This window comes from Candidatus Nitrosocosmicus sp. R (assembly GCF_054408505.1).
In genome coordinates, this window is the sequence record NZ_CP167090.1 from 626,386 (window position 1) to 646,282 (window position 19,897).

The 19,897-nt window shown below is 33.1% G+C and carries 25 protein-coding genes; 9 read left to right on the top strand and 16 right to left on the bottom strand.

Annotated features, from left to right (window positions below; translation table 11 throughout):
• Nucleotide 1 precedes the first annotated feature (1 nt).
• A complete protein-coding gene (locus AAGU22_RS03270) occupies nucleotides 2–139 on the top strand; it encodes a hypothetical protein (RefSeq protein WP_458720807.1) in 138 nt (45 codons plus the stop codon).
• 862 nt (nucleotides 140–1,001) lie between these two features.
• On the opposite strand, the gene AAGU22_RS03275 is transcribed toward AAGU22_RS03270, so the two are convergent.
• Both AAGU22_RS03275 and AAGU22_RS03280 read right to left on the bottom strand, forming a co-directional pair.
• Nucleotides 1,002–1,160: a hypothetical protein gene (locus tag AAGU22_RS03275; RefSeq protein ID WP_458721731.1), complete on the bottom strand. Its 159-nt coding sequence runs from the start codon at nucleotides 1,158–1,160 to the stop codon at nucleotides 1,002–1,004.
• A 229-nt stretch (nucleotides 1,161–1,389) separates the two neighbouring features.
• A complete protein-coding gene (locus AAGU22_RS03280) occupies nucleotides 1,390–1,674 on the bottom strand; it encodes a hypothetical protein (RefSeq protein ID WP_458720808.1) in 285 nt (94 codons plus the stop codon).
• Between the two features lie 306 nt (nucleotides 1,675–1,980).
• Here AAGU22_RS03280 and AAGU22_RS03285 point away from each other — a divergent pair, with 306 nt between their 5' ends.
• The 3 genes from AAGU22_RS03285 (at nucleotide 1,981) to hsp20 (ending at nucleotide 3,621) form a co-directional block, all read left to right on the top strand.
• Nucleotides 1,981–2,157, top strand: a complete 177-nt coding sequence (locus AAGU22_RS03285; protein WP_458720809.1) for a tautomerase family protein — start codon at nucleotides 1,981–1,983, stop codon at nucleotides 2,155–2,157.
• Between the two features lie 162 nt (nucleotides 2,158–2,319).
• A complete protein-coding gene (locus AAGU22_RS03290) occupies nucleotides 2,320–2,619 on the top strand; it encodes a hypothetical protein (protein ID WP_458720810.1) in 300 nt (99 codons plus the stop codon).
• Between the two features lie 342 nt (nucleotides 2,620–2,961).
• Nucleotides 2,962–3,621, top strand: coding sequence for an archaeal heat shock protein Hsp20 (gene hsp20 / locus AAGU22_RS03295; RefSeq protein WP_458720811.1), 660 nt, complete (start codon nucleotides 2,962–2,964; stop codon nucleotides 3,619–3,621).
• A 469-nt stretch (nucleotides 3,622–4,090) separates the two neighbouring features.
• Here the strand turns inward: hsp20 and AAGU22_RS03300 are convergent, their stop codons facing one another.
• The 7 genes from AAGU22_RS03300 to AAGU22_RS03330 form a co-directional block, all read right to left on the bottom strand.
• The gene (locus tag AAGU22_RS03300; protein ID WP_458720812.1) at nucleotides 4,091–4,687 is read right to left on the bottom strand and encodes a hypothetical protein; all 597 of its coding nucleotides are present in this window, start codon (nucleotides 4,685–4,687) and stop codon (nucleotides 4,091–4,093) included.
• Between the two features lie 314 nt (nucleotides 4,688–5,001).
• On the bottom strand, nucleotides 5,002–6,330 hold the full coding sequence (locus tag AAGU22_RS03305) for a serine hydrolase domain-containing protein (protein ID WP_458720813.1): 1,329 nt from the start codon (nucleotides 6,328–6,330) through the stop codon (nucleotides 5,002–5,004).
• Nucleotides 6,331–6,662: 332 nt separating this feature from the next.
• Entirely contained in the window at nucleotides 6,663–7,601 is a 939-nt protein-coding gene (locus AAGU22_RS03310; protein ID WP_458720814.1) for an NADP-dependent oxidoreductase, read from the bottom strand.
• A 525-nt stretch (nucleotides 7,602–8,126) separates the two neighbouring features.
• Nucleotides 8,127–8,591, bottom strand: a complete 465-nt coding sequence (locus AAGU22_RS03315) for an Lrp/AsnC family transcriptional regulator (protein ID WP_458720815.1) — start codon at nucleotides 8,589–8,591, stop codon at nucleotides 8,127–8,129.
• A gap of 141 nt (nucleotides 8,592–8,732) precedes the next feature.
• Nucleotides 8,733–9,407, bottom strand: a complete 675-nt coding sequence (locus AAGU22_RS03320) for a hypothetical protein (protein ID WP_458720816.1) — start codon at nucleotides 9,405–9,407, stop codon at nucleotides 8,733–8,735.
• Between the two features lie 1,990 nt (nucleotides 9,408–11,397).
• Nucleotides 11,398–12,354: an MBL fold metallo-hydrolase gene (locus AAGU22_RS03325; protein WP_458720817.1), complete on the bottom strand. Its 957-nt coding sequence runs from the start codon at nucleotides 12,352–12,354 to the stop codon at nucleotides 11,398–11,400.
• Between the two features lie 212 nt (nucleotides 12,355–12,566).
• Nucleotides 12,567–13,172 carry a DDE-type integrase/transposase/recombinase gene (locus AAGU22_RS03330; RefSeq protein ID WP_458720818.1) on the bottom strand — a complete coding sequence of 202 codons (606 nt, stop codon included), beginning with the start codon at nucleotides 13,170–13,172 and terminating at the stop codon, nucleotides 12,567–12,569.
• 215 nt (nucleotides 13,173–13,387) lie between these two features.
• Between AAGU22_RS03330 and AAGU22_RS03335 the strand changes: the two genes are divergently transcribed.
• Both AAGU22_RS03335 and AAGU22_RS03340 read left to right on the top strand, forming a co-directional pair.
• On the top strand, nucleotides 13,388–13,633 hold the full coding sequence (locus AAGU22_RS03335) for a hypothetical protein (protein WP_458720819.1): 246 nt from the start codon (nucleotides 13,388–13,390) through the stop codon (nucleotides 13,631–13,633).
• A 71-nt stretch (nucleotides 13,634–13,704) separates the two neighbouring features.
• Entirely contained in the window at nucleotides 13,705–13,887 is a 183-nt protein-coding gene (locus AAGU22_RS03340; protein WP_458720820.1) for a hypothetical protein, read from the top strand.
• Between the two features lie 17 nt (nucleotides 13,888–13,904).
• Here the strand turns inward: AAGU22_RS03340 and AAGU22_RS03345 are convergent, their stop codons facing one another.
• A complete protein-coding gene (locus AAGU22_RS03345) occupies nucleotides 13,905–14,387 on the bottom strand; it encodes a hypothetical protein (RefSeq protein ID WP_458720821.1) in 483 nt (160 codons plus the stop codon).
• A gap of 544 nt (nucleotides 14,388–14,931) precedes the next feature.
• On the opposite strand from AAGU22_RS03345, the gene AAGU22_RS03350 reads away from it, so the two are divergent.
• From AAGU22_RS03350 to AAGU22_RS03360, 3 genes are all read left to right on the top strand, one after another.
• Nucleotides 14,932–15,141 carry a hypothetical protein gene (locus tag AAGU22_RS03350; protein ID WP_458720822.1) on the top strand — a complete coding sequence of 70 codons (210 nt, stop codon included), beginning with the start codon at nucleotides 14,932–14,934 and terminating at the stop codon, nucleotides 15,139–15,141.
• Between the two features lie 279 nt (nucleotides 15,142–15,420).
• Nucleotides 15,421–15,654: a hypothetical protein gene (locus AAGU22_RS03355; RefSeq protein WP_458720823.1), complete on the top strand. Its 234-nt coding sequence runs from the start codon at nucleotides 15,421–15,423 to the stop codon at nucleotides 15,652–15,654.
• Between the two features lies 1 nt (nucleotide 15,655).
• Nucleotides 15,656–16,693 carry an alpha/beta hydrolase family protein gene (locus AAGU22_RS03360; protein ID WP_458720824.1) on the top strand — a complete coding sequence of 346 codons (1,038 nt, stop codon included), beginning with the start codon at nucleotides 15,656–15,658 and terminating at the stop codon, nucleotides 16,691–16,693.
• A 196-nt stretch (nucleotides 16,694–16,889) separates the two neighbouring features.
• Here the strand turns inward: AAGU22_RS03360 and AAGU22_RS03365 are convergent, their stop codons facing one another.
• The 6 genes from AAGU22_RS03365 to AAGU22_RS03390 all read right to left on the bottom strand — a co-directional run bounded on the left by AAGU22_RS03365 (nucleotide 16,890) and on the right by AAGU22_RS03390 (nucleotide 19,638).
• Complete coding sequence (locus tag AAGU22_RS03365) at nucleotides 16,890–17,204, bottom strand: DUF190 domain-containing protein (RefSeq protein ID WP_458720825.1); 315 nt, start codon at nucleotides 17,202–17,204, stop codon at nucleotides 16,890–16,892.
• Between the two features lie 13 nt (nucleotides 17,205–17,217).
• Nucleotides 17,218–17,595 (bottom strand): fluoride efflux transporter FluC, encoded by a 378-nt coding sequence (locus AAGU22_RS03370; RefSeq protein WP_458720826.1) that lies wholly within the window; start codon nucleotides 17,593–17,595, stop codon nucleotides 17,218–17,220.
• Nucleotides 17,596–17,645: 50 nt separating this feature from the next.
• Nucleotides 17,646–17,861, bottom strand: a complete 216-nt coding sequence (locus AAGU22_RS03375) for a hypothetical protein (RefSeq protein ID WP_458720827.1) — start codon at nucleotides 17,859–17,861, stop codon at nucleotides 17,646–17,648.
• Between the two features lie 203 nt (nucleotides 17,862–18,064).
• A complete protein-coding gene (locus tag AAGU22_RS03380; protein ID WP_458720828.1) occupies nucleotides 18,065–18,361 on the bottom strand; it encodes a hypothetical protein in 297 nt (98 codons plus the stop codon).
• Nucleotides 18,362–18,380: 19 nt separating this feature from the next.
• Entirely contained in the window at nucleotides 18,381–18,686 is a 306-nt protein-coding gene (locus tag AAGU22_RS03385) for a hypothetical protein (protein WP_458719600.1), read from the bottom strand.
• Between the two features lie 601 nt (nucleotides 18,687–19,287).
• The gene (locus AAGU22_RS03390) at nucleotides 19,288–19,638 is read right to left on the bottom strand and encodes a hypothetical protein (RefSeq protein WP_458720829.1); all 351 of its coding nucleotides are present in this window, start codon (nucleotides 19,636–19,638) and stop codon (nucleotides 19,288–19,290) included.
• Nucleotides 19,639–19,897 lie beyond the last annotated feature (259 nt).

The following is a 19,897-nucleotide window of genomic DNA, read 5'->3' on the forward strand; positions in this document are numbered from 1 at the left end:
AGTGATGTTTAAACTTTACTTGTTGCAGGGTGGTGTGATGCAGACAGACAATGATTTTGCTAATGATGATTCCGTCGGATTAAGTCCCGTATGGTATAAGGGTTCGGTGAGAGCCATGAGGATAACCACATGGGTTTGATAAAAGGATGTTACGTCATAACATGTATGGTATCAACGATTGTGTCGATTTTACTATCGGTAGGTTTGAGCGTGTTGGGAGGACTGTAATGATCCATCGGTTAAAGATCAGAGAATCCCAGGATAAAAGGAAATTCAGAGTATTCATCTAATGACCATAGGCAAACCTTGTAAGATGATTGCTGTAAGCCTTCTTATAAAAAAAAATAAATATTTCCTGCAATCTTTTATTGTCCTATGACTCTTAGGATAAAATGTAAACAATGTGGTTTTGATCATATTTCAAACATATATCGATTGGAGGAACATAACTTTCATAGAAATTTCTCAAATCTTGAAAGTTGTCCTAGCTGTGGATATGTATCTAAATGTGATGAATCAGATTATAAATCATAATTAGTCAGGGTACGATAGTTGGCTTAATAGGTTATACATAAGGATCTATATAGAAAAAAAGGATCTAAAAATATAAATGAAATAGTGTAGATGAAATTTTATGAATTTTCTAGGTTATCTGTCTTTTTTCCTAGCTGTGATTTTCGCAGTATTTTTTATCATTTGCATAGCTATTCAACAAATGGTAAATTATCGTAATCTCCTAGAAAAAGCAAGAAAATTTTCTAGCAATAAATTTTCTCTGAAGAATTAGATTAACAAAACTAAATCATCATTAATGCGAATCAAAACATTATTTCCTATCTCCGTGTGTATATGGATTCAATTTTGAGAATTACCGACGAAATTCAATCTACTAACATTGTTTGTAGTTAATGATTGAATAGATTAGCATGAAATACATTAGGTAAATCGGACGGTCACTTAATCTAAATTGACGATTGATATCTTTAATCTTGTAACAAATATTATGTAGGGTTTTTCAAATCTATCTTTTGGTATAATATGTCAACGACTTCTATCGCATTTATTATGTTAGTAACTGCTTCGAAGAAAAGATTTTGATTAAATCCGTCAAAATAAAGATTCTTACTTATGTCGATAGATTCTAAATCATCAATATTGATTAGCGCTTTTTTGTCTAAACTTACTGGATTATGGTGACCGAGTCAGAAATACGAATGCTTGCTTGTCTAAGCTTGTCATATTGACAATAATACAACTATTTATTATCTATTGAATTTTGATTAGTTTATAATTTTAAACTAGAAAAAAACTGTTAATCTCATTGTTTAGTAATTACAAATAGTATACTTCTATAGTAAAATAGTTTGTTTGTAAATAATTTCTAATCAGTTATTTTTTATCTTTTAGTTTATTAACCCATTTTTCTCTTCTTTGTTCTTTTGAAGATGGATGATTATGAAATTTTTTTAACCAGTGATTAATCATTCTTTCGGTATTTACGGACAATTCTTTATACAAGTCTGTCATTTTTTCTGAGCGTTTAATATATTCCTTGTATATATCAGTCATGGCTGTAATATACTTAATATATGCATTAAACAATTCACCCCAAGCCAGTGGTGAATTATGTTGCCACCCATCCGTAATGGATTTAAACTGATTAGGATTGTTCATGTTTCGCTCCTCATTGCTGTTGTTAGTGGTGTCATTATTTCCTTTTGCTTACTTTTTCATAATAATCACAGATAATCAGTATTCAGAGGTCTAATATTTTACAGTTATTGGCTTGGTTTGTAACTTGACTAGGTTGGATGAGATTTCACAATAAAGTTTTGATAAGAGTAGGAACCTGATATAAATACTAAGAGTTGAATCATATTTTCAAAATATGACTAGTATCTTAAAAATATTTTACCAGTAATAACTAATTAAGAATCTATTTTGTTGAAATCTTAATAATATCTATGATGTATAATTATCATGCCCATAGTTAGTGTACAAATGTATAGCGGGAAAGGTCAAAGAGAAAAAGACAGATTAGCAGAAGCAATCACAGAAGATGTAGTTAAAATATTAAATGTGAGTAAAGAAGAAGTTATAGTACTATTTACAGAAGCAACTCATGGAAATTGGTATTCTGCTGGTGTACGCCTCTAAGGAACAATAGGGAATGCATTAACATACTGCCCACGCACTCTTTGATTTATTGCAATTTCTAAAAAAAGTATCTGTTTTTGTGATCTATTATCAAAGCGATAATTGTCTATGAAAAACATATGAGATACATAAAATAAGACAGTTAGTATAAGGAATGAATGTATGATTAAAGGTAATAAAGAAAAATTACCACCCCTAAATAAAAGTGAAATACTGCGAGTTTGTATTCAATTGTATTCTTACCATGATGGGAGCATTAAAGAAAACGAGTTGTCGGTAGGTGCACTATATCATGAAATCTTTGGTAATGATGGTAGGTTAGAATTTAATAGTTTTAAAAGCGATATTGAGTGGCTAAATTCAAATGGTTTGATATCGTTAAATAATAACGCCATAACACTCGATAAAAAGGTTGCAAAAACGTTAATAGATTACGTTTTTGAACATAAAGCTGAAATCTGATTATTTAGACGGTTGAGATCTTCTTCCGATGGTACTGATATCCCAATATAATGATTTAATGCCGATTAATTTCGTTTCCTAATAGTTTGACATTTTTAGGATTATCAGTGCATTAATTGACTAAAGAGGTAAGACTCATTTTTTGCTGTTTAGGCTAAGAGTCGTCTGCAAAAAGTATTAGGAAACTGAATTATTCTTATTCTTATTCATTATCTATGTTATTTTGAGCATTCTCTAGAATTGGTAGAAAATGCCTATTAGTGAGATTTATTGACAATTATTGAAAAATATAGCATCCTTATATAACATTATGTATATTACTATATTAGGAGAATATTATAAATGAATAATAAAAATATATTACCATATGATTGGTTTAGCAATTTTTTCAATCCACTTGACAACAGAGGATTCTTTGATAGAAGCGATATGTTCAGGGACTTTGAGGACAGGTATAGAGGGATAGATACTATGCTTAATGTATTTAATGACATCTCAACCAATGCACCAGGTGAACTAGTAAGAGAGTATAAAACAGAAGAAGGTGTAAAAGTACGAGAGGTAGGACCTATAGTTTATGGATATTCAATGACCATTGGACCAGACGGCAAACCTCAAATAAGGGAGTTTGGAAATGTCAGGTCTCTTGGGGAGACTGGCAGCAATGTCAAAAAAATAGGACAAAACATTGGTAAATCTTCACAGATATCTGCAGAAAGAGAACCCCTAGTGGATGTTAATACAACTGACACACAAGTCAAAGTAGTGGTTGAAATGCCTGGTATAAGAAAAGAGGAGATAAAAATAAATACATATGATTCTGAACTTGTAATAGCAACATCAAAGGATGCCCAACGAAAGTATCATAAAAATATTGAACTTCCAGAGCAAGCAGAAATCGAAACTGCCAAGTCCGTTTATAACAATGGTGTGTTAGAAGTAACATTTAATGTAAAGAAGAAAGAGATCAAGCCTAAGGGAAAAGAGATAAAGATCGAATAGATCAACTCAACTTTATTCTTTGTTTTGGTATGGTTATGAGGTAACAACAAAATAAGGATAAGAACATCGACAATCTTAAAAAATACTGCTTAGTGGCTACCGAGAATTTATCACATTTAATAATATATGTCTAATTAATTTATCACGTTGTTTCTATAAATTCGGTATTTGGGTTCGATAGTATCTAGACCCGCCTCCTCTTTAAACTCAACAACCATTCTGTGGGATTAAGTCCCTTATGGTATACGGGTTCGGGCACATGAAACAAATTTGACCTAATTTTATCATTTAGATGAATTAATTAGTTCTTGTACGAGATTGTAAGATCATTACAGCATTCCAATATTTTCAAATAATGTTTGTAGAACTAGCATCGCATGGTCTTTGTTAGAGGATAATGCAAATAAGTATCTGGTTTGATCATGTTTCATTAAGTCAAATAAAGCAAGTTTACTTATCACTTTTAATGCTATATGTTTCCGGGATATAACCACCGTCTAAAGATACGACTCAAAATAGGAAGCGCAAAATAGGTAAGCAAAACTACCAGTATAATACTAAAAATTGCAGTGTTTGCGAAGTGGGGCCATTCTCCGATAAATGGACTCAAGAGATATCGTGATGCGATGCTAATAATATAGGCCGCAAAGAAGATAACAATAGCCATTTTCCATCTTGGTGGTGGAGATTGGCTAAGGGTTTTCAAGCCTGGAAGTGTAAACCAAGTTTCCAAACCGGTTGATGTCTCGTAATGCCTGGTAGAGTATTTGTTTGCTTCGTCTATTAGTTCTAATGTTTCTTTAGAACTATCCCATTTTTCCATATTCGCTTTGTTATCAAATTTGCGGATTATATATCGATAAGACGGTTTCCCCTCACCAGGAATGATTATTGTAATGCTACGATATCCCGGCGCGCTTTTCTGAAGTGCCAGATACCGCTTTAGCCAATTGTCGTAATCCTTCTCATGTCCGGGTTTTATATTTCTACATATTACAGAAGTGACTTCATTCTCAAGTATGTCTGACATTTTACTCGCATCATTTTCTATTCTATTGTCTGACATATGTCTTGTGGCACAAATTTTTGTAACCGCGTCATCTTTGGATTTGCCTTAAAACATGTTTCGGTGAGATTAAGTTCTGTATAGCCTAAGGATTTGGTGGAAATCATGAGGATATTCACACGAGTCTAATAGAATTAAAATGAACTATTCAAATTTAACGGCACTATATACTAAAAGTTACAAAAATACGGATCCTTGAATAAACACTTTGTTAGAAGTTATGTACTTCTGGGATCAATAAATAAATCATAAGAATATTACATGAGAACTAAAAATATGGTTGAAGGAAGAATTAGTAGCAGTAATTATCTTAATTAAATGAGCAAATTCCATATCAAAGATGATAGATTATCCTTTTGATTGAAGACAAGATTTGAAATATTACTATTCATATAATCGGCACTGCTCAATATAACGATACCTCTCTCCATAGTTGGATTAAAGGCCATAAAGGCATTGTAACCACCAAGAGTAATCCCATTATGCCATATAACTTCTTGACCAAAGTTTGTAGTTATAATCCATCCTAAACCAACATAAGATCCGATTGTATCAGCATTATTTGATGCTTGTAAATTATTAGGTAATGAAAGACCAGTACTATGTCTTATTAAATGTGATTCTTGCATAGCATCATTTAATTTTGTTTTAATCAATCCCATGTTAGCTGATAGGAATTTTAACATGTCGCTAGTAGACGAATAAACTCCTCCGGCAGGATCGATAGGAGATGGGACACCCCATAATGGAAGTTCCTGACCGTTATAATGCCCCACTGCTAAGCGAGATTTTTGTGAATCTGAAAGAACAAACCTTGTGTCATTCATTCCAAGCACATTCAGAATATTGTGTTCTAGAAGTTCATCAAAAGATGACATATTTGATTTCAGGGTTAAAATGTGACCGAGTAAACCTATCCCAAAACTTGAATATTGGAATTGTGAACCGGGTTCTCTTGAAAGGGTAGTATTAGAAAGACCTTGATAGAATTGGCTGAATGAATAGTTATTAGTACAGTTCATCAAATTTATTCGATATTCAATTGAACTAGAATTAGTTTGTGATTTATCAGGTATTAGACAATAATTATCAGGAAATTCGGGTAATCCTGAAGTATGAGTAGCTAAATCTTCGATGGTGATTTTATGACCATTATATTGAGGGACTGTAACATTGGCAGGAAGATACCTGTCAATAGGATCATCTAACTTGAGAAGACCCTCATTAACCATATCGGCCAAAAGAGTTGTAGTAAATACTTTGGTATTGGAACCTATGGCAAAGAGTGTATTTTCGTCTACCATAGCGTTACTTGTATTGGAGATTTTGCCATGACCATAGAATTGAGTTCCATTTGGGTCGATAAACCCTATAACCATTGCAGCATTAGTTTTATTCCTATCAACACGTTCATCTATGAGCGCTTTTATCTGATCGGTTATTTCAAATTTTGATGTTAAATTGTACTTTTCTTTATGTGTTGAGGAGACAGCGGAAGACGATGCAGAATCATTAGATGAATTAGTTGTAGGAGAAGGCGATGCTAAAGCTGAGGCCATTGATGGGTTTGTTAGAATTGTCATTAATAATATATTTATTGCAAATAGAGTCGGTAATCTTCTGGAAAAGTGGTTTAAAAACATATATCTATACAATCACTCAAACCTGTGTGTATTTAAAGATCGATCCACTATTTCTTTGATTGTCTTTTTAAGGACGGATCTGTCATTATAGTCGCTATATGCAAAATAGCCGATCCATTCAATGTGATGATTCTTGTAATATCAAGATGTATAGTGACGCTATTTTTATTAATGAATTGAACAATTGTAAACACCTTTATTTCTTGTTTTATATTATACTAGATATCATAATTGGTATCGTGTTCGGGGAAACGAGTATGATATTTCATACTAGTTCAAAACATTCTATAGGATATTTGCAAACTAAAGTGTGGTTTTTCGATCATTCTATATCATATGGTGATGACCACTTTTCCCCTAGGATGAACACCTCTTTGGTAATCTAATGCCTTGGCTGTTTCCGTCAATGGAAATGTCTTTTCTACGTTTACTTTGATATTATTTTGGTCTATCCATTGTGCCAATTTAGTCAATCGTTCACTCGTTGTTTCAGTAAATTGAAATATCGCTTTAACTCCATATTTATTCATCAAATTCGAATCTGGTTGTTCTAACATGGAAACGATAGTTCCGTTATTTTTCAATACTTTAAAGGATTTTCTATAGGTCTCGCCACCCACAGTATCAAGTGCGGCATCATAGTCCTGTAGTATATCTTCGAAACTTTGTGTTGTATAGTCAACAACCTCATCTGCGCCCAACTGTTGAACAAACTCATTATCTTCGGATTTTACTGTTGTAGCAACATACGCTCCCAAATGCTTTGCGAGCTGTATTGCTGTTGAACCAATACCTCCCGCTCCTCCGTGTATTAGGATTTTTTGATTTTTTGATAATCCAATGTTATCGACAAGCCCCTGCCAGCTGCTGGCACCAACAAGTGGCAAACTAGAGGCGTCTATATGATTCAAAGTTTTTGGTTTGACCGCTATACTGTTAATATTGGTCAAAGCCAATTCAGCAAAAGATCCTGAACCGCCAGATAATAGGGAAGCTTGTCCGTAGACTTCATCACCTATGTTGAAATTAGTTGACACATTCTCTTCTAATTCTTTGATAACGCCTGAAAAATCCGTTCCCAATGTAGCTGGGAATTGGAGTGGCACCATTTGTTGAAAGTATCCTTCACGAATTTTCCAGTCCACGGGATTAACTCCTGATGCCTTTACCTCAACAAGAACCTTGCCGGTAGACAGTCTGGGTATAGAGACATCGTTGTTTATGTCGACAACGTCGCTACCGCCGTATTGGTTGATTTGAATTGATTTCATTATATTATATTATGATTTGATTGGATTTATGGTTGATGCGAGTAAATGTTAAATTTTCCCACAACTTTGGTATTTAATATCCGTTCGATATATACAAAAATCCAAAAGTGAACAATATTGTGTAAGAAACCCAGTGATTATTATGTTAAAAACATCACGGTTGTAATAATTTTTTATAGTTCAAGATCTAAATATTTTGACGTTGGCGGATACGTGTAGGGGATTAATTTCCGTATACTATGCGGGTTCGTTGGAAATCATGATAATTTCCACATGAGTTCGATAAGAGTTTTTTATTACAAATCTTCATAGTTTCGTACTTTATTCGTTACCATAATCGATATCTGGTTTGGTGGTATATGAAACAAATTTGACTCTAATTCTATTTTTTTCTAATTTCAAAATAGAATTTATAATCCTAATTCTAAAGTTATTGGACAATAATCTTGGATCATCTTTCAAGCCTGACGATCCTAACGTTTACTAAATTATCTAGTTTAAATCAATCGAAATTCCATATTAAAACTAATTCAACAAATTTTGTTCCACTCGAGTCTCTTTTGAAGGACTTTGATAAATTCTTTCCGACCATACGATCCTTTCGACTCCTTCAAGTTTTTTTATTGCAGCTATAATGTTTAACAGCTGCTTACCTTCCTTATATACTGCATTGGCTAAAATATCAGAATTTCCTATATGAATTTCAAACGACGTGATTCCATCAACCTCGTAGACCTTTTTTGCAATTTCATCAATATCGCCATCTTTTAAATAAATATGCAATAATCCGGTTTTAAATCCAAGCTTTTCATAATTTAAATGGACTGTGGGAGTTATTATCCCACTTACTAACAGAGCCCTTACCCTTCTCTGGATAGTTGATAGAGGCATAGAAAGTTGCGAAGAAATCTGTTTATTATTTCGTCCATCAACCATTAATTCGATAATCTTTATATCAATACTATCATTTTTCTTATCAATTTGTTTCATAGATATGACTTGACGCCTCATCAAATGTGTATACATTATACCTTTTAACCACTGATATACATTTTAGTCTCAAAAAATAAAGGATTTGTCAATTATTCTATATTAGTATATGACTCAAATCCAAATTGTTTAATCTAACCGTTAGCGATTTTCCTTCAAGATGTTAAGTAGTACAGGTAAAGTATTGTCCCTGGATTTTTCAATTTCTTCTGAAAAATGTACATCTGTTATAGATGGTTTTGACTTGATCTCATCCATTAAACAAAACAACTCTTTAGAATCCTGGAACATGGTCTTTATACAAATACCGTCTGATCCATCCGTAGTTGTCAGGACCTGCAAGATATTTTTACTAACCGAAGTCTTAAAAATTTCGTTCACAAAATTTTTTATATTCTTCTTTTGAATGTGAGCGAATACATCAGCATACCTATAGTCTAGTCCCAATTTTCTAAGGTCTATGATGAACTTTTTCTTTAGAATAGTAGTTTCGATTAATCTTCTTTTCCTATGAATCAGAGCGAGCGGAATTTCAAGTTTAGAGGAAATTTCAAATGTTTGGATATATGGATCGACTAGTAGTTGCTTAATAATTTGTAAATCCAGCTTATCAGCCCATATGAAAGATCTGTAATGATGATCAGAGTTACCAGATAGATTATTCGAATAGTTTTTCATATTTGAAGTATTATTCATAATTTTGGTAGATTTTTCTGTTTTAGTATCATTGTAATGTTTTTTATGTGATTGTGAAGCAAGTCCAATATTATCTTTAGTATTATCTTTTACTTCATGTAAACGCCGTTTTTTAATCACAATATGGTATAGATTGAGTGAGCATGGCATTTAAACTTGTAAATTATTGAAAAATGACACCATATTTCGTGAATATTTACCAATCACTAACAATTAGTCATTATGTGCGCATAAAGCTTCCATTTCAAAGTTAGTATCACAATTTGTTATGGTTGCACAAAGCAAAAAGTTATCGTTAAAGAAGACTACATTTGAGACAAACCTATTCTAATAACATAAAAAATCTAGAAAACGGTTAAATGAAAAGAGGTTTTGTTTTTTTTAATACATATTGTAGTTTTTAGATGGTATTTTGTAGTTGAATTACCTGCCATGATGCTATATGGACTTGGTCTACCAGAAGAGAGAAGGAATAGGATGATGATTATACAACATTATGAAATAAATAGAATCTTAAGGGTTGACCAATAAATGGTATGTTATTGAAGCATAATCATATTCGGGTGAAATAGGATTGAATATACTTGTTGTGGTACGGATAGTGTGATCTCCAGGCGATAACGGTTCGAAGAATTATAGATTAAACTACATTTTCCAATTTCTAATATAAGCTATTTGAGACTTGATAGAATTATCGCCTTAGAAAATGTTTATATATATTTATTCATAGATCAGAGTCTAATATGGATATGAACCAAAGTACTGGTGCATTTACTCATATAACACAAACAAATGTGATGAAGACATCAAATGTTGGCAATAAAGAACCAATTTCCTGTCATAGAGTGGATTGTTTCTTAACGGTTATTTGCAAATGTACTGAATGTATGTTTTATTATTGTTACGAACATATACAATCACATCTTCATCCTAGAGAAAAACTTAAGATTTTAAAATAGTTTTTTAGATTTTCCTGACAGATTTATTTAGAACAATCATACCGAATTAATGAGAAACCTTGTTAAATTGATAATTTAAAATTCAATATGGCACCCTTATTCAAATGTCATTCTTGCAATGCAATTACAGAAATTTCTGAAAAGGACAGAAGGTTTGACAATAACATCTGTAGTTCATGCGGAGACAGACTCAAAAAGAAAGAATAAAGAATGATAGAAATTCATGAATTATTTAATAATACGAAACAGAGAGGTTAGAGTCGTTACTAAAATTGGTAGCGGGTTCGGTGGGGACGAGTGTGAAATTTCACACTAGTTGGGAATTATTATTAATCAGGAGAATGAAATTTGTTTTCAAAGATTTGTGGGTTTCATATGTATAATAATTACAAGAGGGTTAATACAATTACGCGGCTATCTTAAAGAATAAAGGCTAATTCTCATAGCTGAACTTGCGATGTTTGAAACAGAATATGTATAGGAATGTTTAAAAATGCCTTTATTGAATAAGACTGTATTTTCTTGCGAAATTATAGTTCTATCCGATAAAAGCATTAACTTTTGTATAACATATTATTTAATCTATGATCATTTTGAATCGTAAGCAGCTACTAAACTTGATAGGCGTTGGGTGGGATTAAGTCCCGTATGATATAAGGGTTCGGTAGAATCCGCTATATTAGTACTCAGAGATTGCAACCCGATTTTAGTAAGAAAAACCTTAGCTTAAAAGTTTTCTACATTATACATTGCAGAAATGATACTACTATGCAATAGGTTTAACAAGAATTATCTTTAAAATATTCAAATATATATCTAAAGCTAGAATAGAAAAGATGAATCTAATTAACAGAATTAGAAATACATTATTCTTTATTTTTTAGATCAAAAAGATAAACAAAAACAAAATCAATACTCATTTTGTGATTCAATTTTGATATTTTATTAAAAAAATTAATGATATGTTTAAGTTTCAGGACAAACTTTATCTTTGCTATTATGAAAAATGAATATTGATATTTCTATGACATATTTCAAAGGAATTAAGAAGTATTATTTATGCTCAAAATAAAATGAATCATTAATTTCTTTTTAGTAATGATTTGAATAAATAAAGAGGAAAAGATTTGTTTTATTGACTCTGCATGCATCTATTTCCTAGTGAGGCTTTGATATACCATTGTTACAAAGTCTTCTGGTTTAAACGTGCTATGGTTATAATAGATTTCATTGTATTTTGATGTTGGCTGTGAGGCAATTATTTCTTCCAAGGATTCTCCGTTTTGTATCAATTGGCTTACAGTCTGGTGCACATCTTTTAGCATGGTTATAAAAGCATTGACCTTTGTTTTATTGGATATTTCTGAATGACCCGATACCACTTTGGTTTCGTCATCAATTAATGATGATATTGTCTGTAAAGAGGATATCAACCCATCGATGCTGCCACCGCTTGATATATCGATCAATGGATAGGTTTTGTCATTAAAGTCATCTCCGACATGGATTACATTATTCTTTGTAAAGTAAACAATAGAGTCGCCATCGGTGTGACCATTGTCTACATGAATTATCCTTATCTCATCACCGTTCTGAAATATGGTCATGTTATCTGAGAAAGTTATAATTGGTAAACCCTTTTCGGGCAAGGGTGCAACCGTTCTATTGAAGAATGCTAAGAATTGCTCTGTGCTAAGGCGCTCTCTAACATTATCATGTGATATTATTACCGTACCTAATTCACCGAAATTTTCATTTCCACCTGTATGGTCAGAATGCCAATGGGTATTGATTACAAATTTTACAGGTTGATCAGTTATGTTTGAAATTGCCTCTTTGATTTTTTCAGTAAGAGGTGCAAATTGATCATCCACCATAAAAACACCATCTTGTCCAACAGAGACAATGATGTTTCCTCCTGAACCTTTAAGCATGTATATATTATTTGATAGTTTTGTTGTATTGATGGTTACATTCTCGCCCTGAGCATTTACATCGTTAATAGTGACTGTCAAAGTGAATAATAATAGCAATCCAATTGCAAAACACGACAAAAACACCTTTCTCTTGTAGTTACAAAACTTTGATGTATTTAGTTTACAATTCATTATAATATATTTTCTTTATTATATTAAAGGCTACTCAATAAGTCACTAACCACCAAAAGTCATCTAGCATCATAATTCTAAATATATACAATGCACAGTAGACTAGAAGTATTATGAAAATTATAAAATCATAACTCATGCGGGTTCGGTGGTTAATGTAATGATATCGTTCTGTAATGGGCCCTAGCCATTATAAGAAATAACGGCTCTGTTCATTTAGCAGGTTTTGTCTTTCTGTTATGATAAATTACAAATAAATTCAACCAATTTTTCACGTGCTTTAACTTGCAATTCTTTGACCTACAAGGAAAATAATCATCGAAACATTCAGTTCTGTCCTTAATATATTGCATAGTCCTTTCAATCAAACTTTTCTCTATTGAGGAATGGATATGGTGTTTTAGGTTTAGAAACCGACAAGCCATTGGGTACCATGTTCCACCATCCGTAGAAACCGGATGTTTTCCATGAATCTTGACTATGCCTGACAGAAAACGCTCAGCAACAAACATGTTTCTTTCCTTGGATATAGATAGTGCGAGAATTTGTCTGTTTTGAGGCTCTATTGCTACCCAAAGCCAAATGTATTCAGAGCCAACCTTGATCAATGTCTCATCAACTATGAATTCTGAGATTCTTTTTGTTTTAGTTGAAATCTTACTAGGATGATACTTTTGAATCCAGTTCCAGATCGTCACATGATTTCTTTTGTATATCTGAGATAATCTTTCTGAGGCTTTCCTTAAGGACAGACCTGAAAAATACAAATGCAACCCATAATATACATACTTTGAAGGCGTTCTGTTTCTAGTAAGCATGAAGGAAATGGAATGCTTTCAAGCTATAGACTTGTCGCTAACTGAACAGAGCCGAAATAACGCATTAATATAGTTATATACTCCTAAAACTAGTCAATATGCCCTTAATACTCCGATTGGTTCTGATAGTGGCACGATAGGAAATTCGAATCCATTAGTCTTTTGCCGACAGTAAATTCCAACACGGTTCATATACTTATATGCTGTTTTACCAATTGTTTTTAATCATTCCAATTACGATTGTTATAGTTTCTACGCTTGGTTTGGGTGTCGTTACAACACATGCACTTGATCATCCCCTTCCAAGTGGTATATATAAATTCCATTCGATTCCATACATAAGAAACACTCTTGGAGATACTGTTTATCCATCAGGAACGATGATAATTGCAAACCACTTGGGTAAAAGTGTAGAAGTCGAATTGTTGCATATAATCGTACTATTTTATCCACACAAATAGAATACAGAGATACGCTTTATACTAGAGAGGACCCTGCGATTTATAGTATTGTAATTACTTCTGAGGGTGAGGTGCCGATCAAGGAACTGCTGGATTTGAGGAGTTGTGTAGTAATGATCGTTCTCCAAACCCCTACCAGAGATAACGCAGAAGTTTATGTAGCTCAATGCCCTAGGGATTTATCTACTTCATCAGATGGATTGGAGTTTGGGAATACTGCATCTTTTTCAAACTCATTTGAATCTATCAAATAACTATTTCTAGCAAATTGCTACAAAAACCTAAACGATTCAAATATTTCTTCCAGTTGATTCTGAACATTCACAGAATCTATGCTTTTGGTATTTTGTTGATCCTGTTCAAATAAGGTTATAAAACCACGATCTTTTTTGTCATTTATGATAAACGTTCTTTCATGTATAACTATATTTTTATCATCGTACGATCTCTTTACGATTACAGTTCCAGAGCGGCCACTTCTAATAGGATATTTATCCAACATTGATTCTTCGAGTATTGTCTCTCCTGAGTAAATTGCATCCTTTAATACTTTTTCAATAGCCATTTCAATGGGACCCTCGGAGTTTATTTTTACATTCACTCTTTTAAACCCAAAAATTACCGAATCGCTGTGCATCAACACATCTGCACCAAAATTCTTTATGCTCTCATCAGTTATCTCGACCCAATCTGATGGATAATCAAACGCTATGCATAATTCTATATTTTCATAGTGTTTCTTCTCTAACTTCATCCTCTTTGATGCTCCTCTTCTTCAAATAAATTATAATAGATGGCGGGTTTAAAAATGATCATACTGTATCCCACAGTATTTTCCTTAAACCCATTCCATCAATTTCTCAGCAGACTCAAATGATTTTCATACAGTTACATAGTCGTCTAAGTCTGCTGGAGTTCTTATCTCCTGTGCATCTTTAATATAGTCGGCGAATGATTGATTCTAAACCTCTTCAGCGGGTCTCCTAATAACTAGGTATTCGTTGTAGGGAATTTCGGAATAACCGTTTTTCATTGACTGCGACCATCTTCTCCTTCGTTGGTTTTTGATTTATTGTCCTCATACCGTAGTAGTAGGCCTAAAGGCTTTTTACAAAACAGATTTCCTAGGATTTGATAATCTTCTAGATGCATTGCTAAAATTATAAAAATAATACTTTATGATACCAACTTTATTAGTCGGAATTAAGACCCAACTGCAGTAAATCCTACCTTTACAGCACTAAGTATTAACACATAGCAAGACTGTCTTTCAATTTGTAGTTACAAATGAGCAGGGATTGACAGGTAAATCTGACATTGTTTCAATTACTGTAAATGGGGAAAATGAAAATCCATCATTTGAGGGAATACTCGGCTCTGGAAAAAACATAAACGTCCAGGTTCAAGAGAATTCTGGTAACATTGAAGGTGGACAATCAGGTGCTGGAAATATGTATTCTGACTCTTCCATTTTCCAAGGTCAATCTACAGAGCAGGAAGTCAGGTAATATCTTAGACTTCTAACAAGGTAAGACAATAAGAACCACAGAAGGGCTGGATAAAGTCTCATCTCATTTTATTTATCAAAATCCAAGCAAATTGTTACTATATATAGGTAGATGGTTCGGTGGAAATCGTGTGAATTTCCACATGGGTTTGAGATGATCAGCATAATGTTTGGCTGTTTGTCAATGGCTAAATTTATGAAGGATTTGATGGGGATGAACTATTTTAAATTAACACGTATAAGCAACCTTTAATTCATAGCACGCATACTAGTCGACACTATGTCATTAAAGATATCAATTGTTCTTTCCGTTTTTGCCTTATTTTTCTTATGTTGTGGTGTAACTCTAACCCTAACATCTTATGCCCAATCAGACTTGCAGACAACTAAACATAGAAACATGGTCATAGATTTGGGCAATGGTTTGGAGACCAACGCAAGACTAAACCTTCCAGCCGTTGGCGACGGCCCCTATCCAGGAGTTCTTTTAGTACCCGGGCTCTGGAAAAACTGACATGAATGAAACTGCAGGGTATGTTCATATAGATAATGATACAGGATCAATTATATATCCGTCTAGTAGGCCATACTTTGAAATAGCGCAATATCTTTCAGAAAGGGGCTTTGCAGTATTGCAATATGACAAGAGAGGCATAGGCGAAAATTTTACGGTACTGGATAGCAATGTATGGGGGAATGCCACAGTTCAAGATCTAAAGCGAGATGCGGAGAAGGCCTTAGATCTACTTATACAACAACCAGAGGTAGATGCTAGCGATATAACTCTAGTTGGACATAGTGAGGGTACAACTATTGTCCCAAGAGTTGCAATCGATAATCCAGGAAAAGTAAATAACCTTGTATTAATGGGATCGGTAGCACAGAACATAAGTGATTTAGGCTACTATCAGGGAGTTACGCTCCCGTTGCTTTATGCCCAAGAAAATCTAGACCATAATCACAATGGTCTGATATCAGTACAGGAGGCGGATAGGAACCGTCTTTTTAATACTATTTTTGGGAACCTTACTCTATTTCTTGCTCAAAATATTACTGCTACAAATGGAACGATGATCGAACAACTAAATCCTCAATATAATACGAATAATGATACTTTCATAAGTATTAATGAAGAACTCAAACCTAGGATATTATCTTTAATCAAATCATTACCATCTCAAGTTGCAACTCCAGGTGAAAAGTGTGATCCTAATAACTCCTGTCCTATCTGGATTATTACACATTATCCTACACCTACTTTAGATATCATAAGTAAAGTTCCATCTGATACATCTATTCTAATACAGCAAGGAAAGAATGACTCACAAACTCCAATACAGCAAGCACTTCTTTTAGAACAGGAACTGACAGAAGCAAAACATCCGGATCATACTTTGATAACATATCCTGACCTTGGCCATGCTTTCTCACCTTCATCTCAATGGGTGACTGCTTTTGGCCCAATGGAACCAAAGGTTCTAGAAGATCTTTTTGGCTGGCTTTCAAATCCAGTCAGGGACTTTAAGGAATTTACCATTTTGAAACAAGAATGATATGCCGTGTAATTGATTTGGTTTGTCTAACAGATTGTTACTAATATTGGTAGTGGGTTCGGTGGTATGTGAAACAAATTTGACCTCTTATTGATACCCAAATGATATATTATAGAATGCAATTTCAAATTGCCTGGTTCACCCTAGTTTCATTTGTTTAGAATTTGCCTTCAATTTTGACCACGAAGAATAATAATTAGACAACTTGCACTCTATGAAAAGTAATAAAGCCGTTATCGCCTATCATTTGTTTTAACGGTAACAACAATGGTTGTATCTTTTCTTCCTCATCTATTGTTTCTATCATCATAGGCTGATTTATCATTAAACCCTCCAAATGAACTGTTGACTTGCCTCTTCTTCCAAATCCGTCAACACCTAGCCATACTATAGCCCCTAAAACGTTCGCCTTCATTAAAAATTCAATAATAGTTTTCTCCAGTCTTTTTCCATTTACATTGTCGTTTTTCTTTATGCGAATGTTTAAGCATATCATTTGTTTCAGGGTCATTATTCTAAAATTACTATTGTAATAATTGAATTATTAAGATTCTGCCACCATATAACGCCAAAAAGGATAAGCCTACATTGGCTACTGTATTAATCATCATATTTAGAATTTGTTTATTTTCTATCATCACTATGTTTTCTAAAGCAAATGAAGACATCGTGGTTAAAGAACCACAGAATCCAATAGCGATCAAAAAAGAATATCTTTGATCTATGTTCCAGTTAACCAATAGAACAGAGAAAATGCCCAGGATAAAACTACCTACGATATTTACAATCAATACGTTTGAACCTATTATTCCTAATATCAAAGGAAAAGAGGTGATCTTATATCGGAGATAAGCACCTAATATTGCTCCGGCTGCCAATAAAACAAACTCTATTCCCTTCACGACTGTTAATAGATTTCATATTATACTTTATCTTTTCTTATATCTGGATTTCAAAAATTTAACAATGATTCTGAGAAATAATAGTCATTATCAACCAGTCTTCTAAAAAAAATAGACAAATTCTCAAACTTTATAGAATAGGTGCAATCCAAAGTAGGGTTGAGTCTATTATCTGAATTTACTCCAATTGAAATATCCGCTTTTCTAAAGGCAGGATTATCATTTTCAGAATCACCCAAGTATATTATTTTGCCTTTGATATCCATTATTTCATAGAGTTTGGAAACAACAGAATCAAATGCACCACCCTTATTTAATTTGGTAACATAAACATCAATGAAAGGATGAGTAGAATATTCTTGGATATAAAGATGTTGAGTATAAAAACTTGACTTTTTTTTGGGTATACTGCCTTCTTTTTGTTGAGCACTATTTAATATATTATATACTGATTCTTGGCGCTGTTAACTTAGGCGTCTGGCACCTCCTTGTTGTGTATTTTTACAAATAGATTCAACCAGTTGTTGACATGATCTAGTTTACACTTCTCTTTACTACATGGAAAGTAATCGTCAAATCCTTCAGTTCGATTCTTGATATACTGCATCGTCCTTTCGATAATGCTTTTCTCAAACGAAGAATTGATATGGTGTTTTAGTTTTAGGAATCTACAAGCCATTGGGTACCAGGTTCCACCGTCTGTTGATACGACATGTTTTCCGTGAATCTTGATCAGACCTGAAATAAATCTCTCTGCGATAAGCATGTTCCTCTCCTTGGATTTATTAGCTAAGAAAGAGTGCGAGAATTTGCCTATTTTCTGGTTCGATTGCTGCCCATAACCAGGAGTATTCTGAGCCGACTTTTATTAATGTCTCATCAATGAGGTATTCTGATATTTTTGTTCTTCTTGTTGAAACCTTTCGAGGTTTATACCTTTGAATCCAATTCCAAATTGCAACGTGACTTCTATTGATAATATGTAAAAAGGACAATGCCTTGGCAGTATTTCTAAGCGATAAGCCAAGAAAGTACAAATAAAGACCATAGTAAATATGCTCTGAAGATGTTTTATTTCTTTTACTTAACATAACAGAAATAGAGCGTCTTTAAGCTAAAGATTTATCGTTAAGTTAACAGGGCCCTTTTGTGACTGACACTATTTAAATACAACCGCTGCAATTTGAAGAAAACAGATATAATAACTGGATTAACTTTAACAACAATAGTTAACAAAATTTATGTTGGTGGTCGTTTCAGATGAAATGTCGGCTTACAATAAAGTATATTTTAACTTTCGGGAAACTCTGCAATGGTTGTATATCTATCGTTAAAGAACAATTAAGTGATATAAGAGGAGGAAGAAAAGTGGAAATAAACTACATTACAAACATTATGATAGGGAATTTGATGCCTCATTAATGATATTATTAAAGTTAAGAAATAGATGACTATAAAAAAAATCAATATGTAAATTCCTGCATCATCACTTCGTTCAAATAGAACCGAATAAATAATTTGGTTTGTGTAGAATGATCCGAAATTATGAGAATAGCGGTTTGTTGAAGAAGAAATAACTGATATGATTGCAAGTGACACTCTATTTGTCATTCAATGTTCCCAAAGTAATCTACATTATTATAATAAACACAATGGTCCTTACAAATACCCTCTTTATTAAGCGGAATCTGTTCATTTACCTTGAAATTCTAAATCATAATTATTTGATTCAACCCTGATAATAAGATCAGTATAATCTGATATTGAACTCTCGCGCTGTGAATAAATTCTGTATAAGAGATCCCAACCGTTTGCCTCAATTAAATATACTTTTCTGACTCTATTATAGGATATCAATGAATTATTTACCAAATGATACAAATATTCTCTCAAAATTGCTTTCGATATAGGAATAACTCTAGGGATATGTAATTCGATTTCTGAAAATGACGACCCCTTTATACACGCTAACAAGATTGATTCCGTGGTGGCTACCTTTAGACAAATCGGGTTTATGTCTTCTTTGCTGCGTTCCCGATTCATTTAATCCTTGTCACCTTTTATTTTGTGATTTAGAAAGGTCGCAAAATCGTCCTTGTTAAATGGTTTCAATTCTTTTAAATTCATATGGGATGGTAATTAAAAAACATTTAGGAGCTATAGGCATAGCAAGATTGATTAGTCATCATGATTGCGATTATATTTGGAATAATCATTATGGTGTAGATAAATGCCATCTTAAAATACTAGAACTAGATTATTAACAATTCAAAACATGACTTTTTTAACAATAGGATTACGA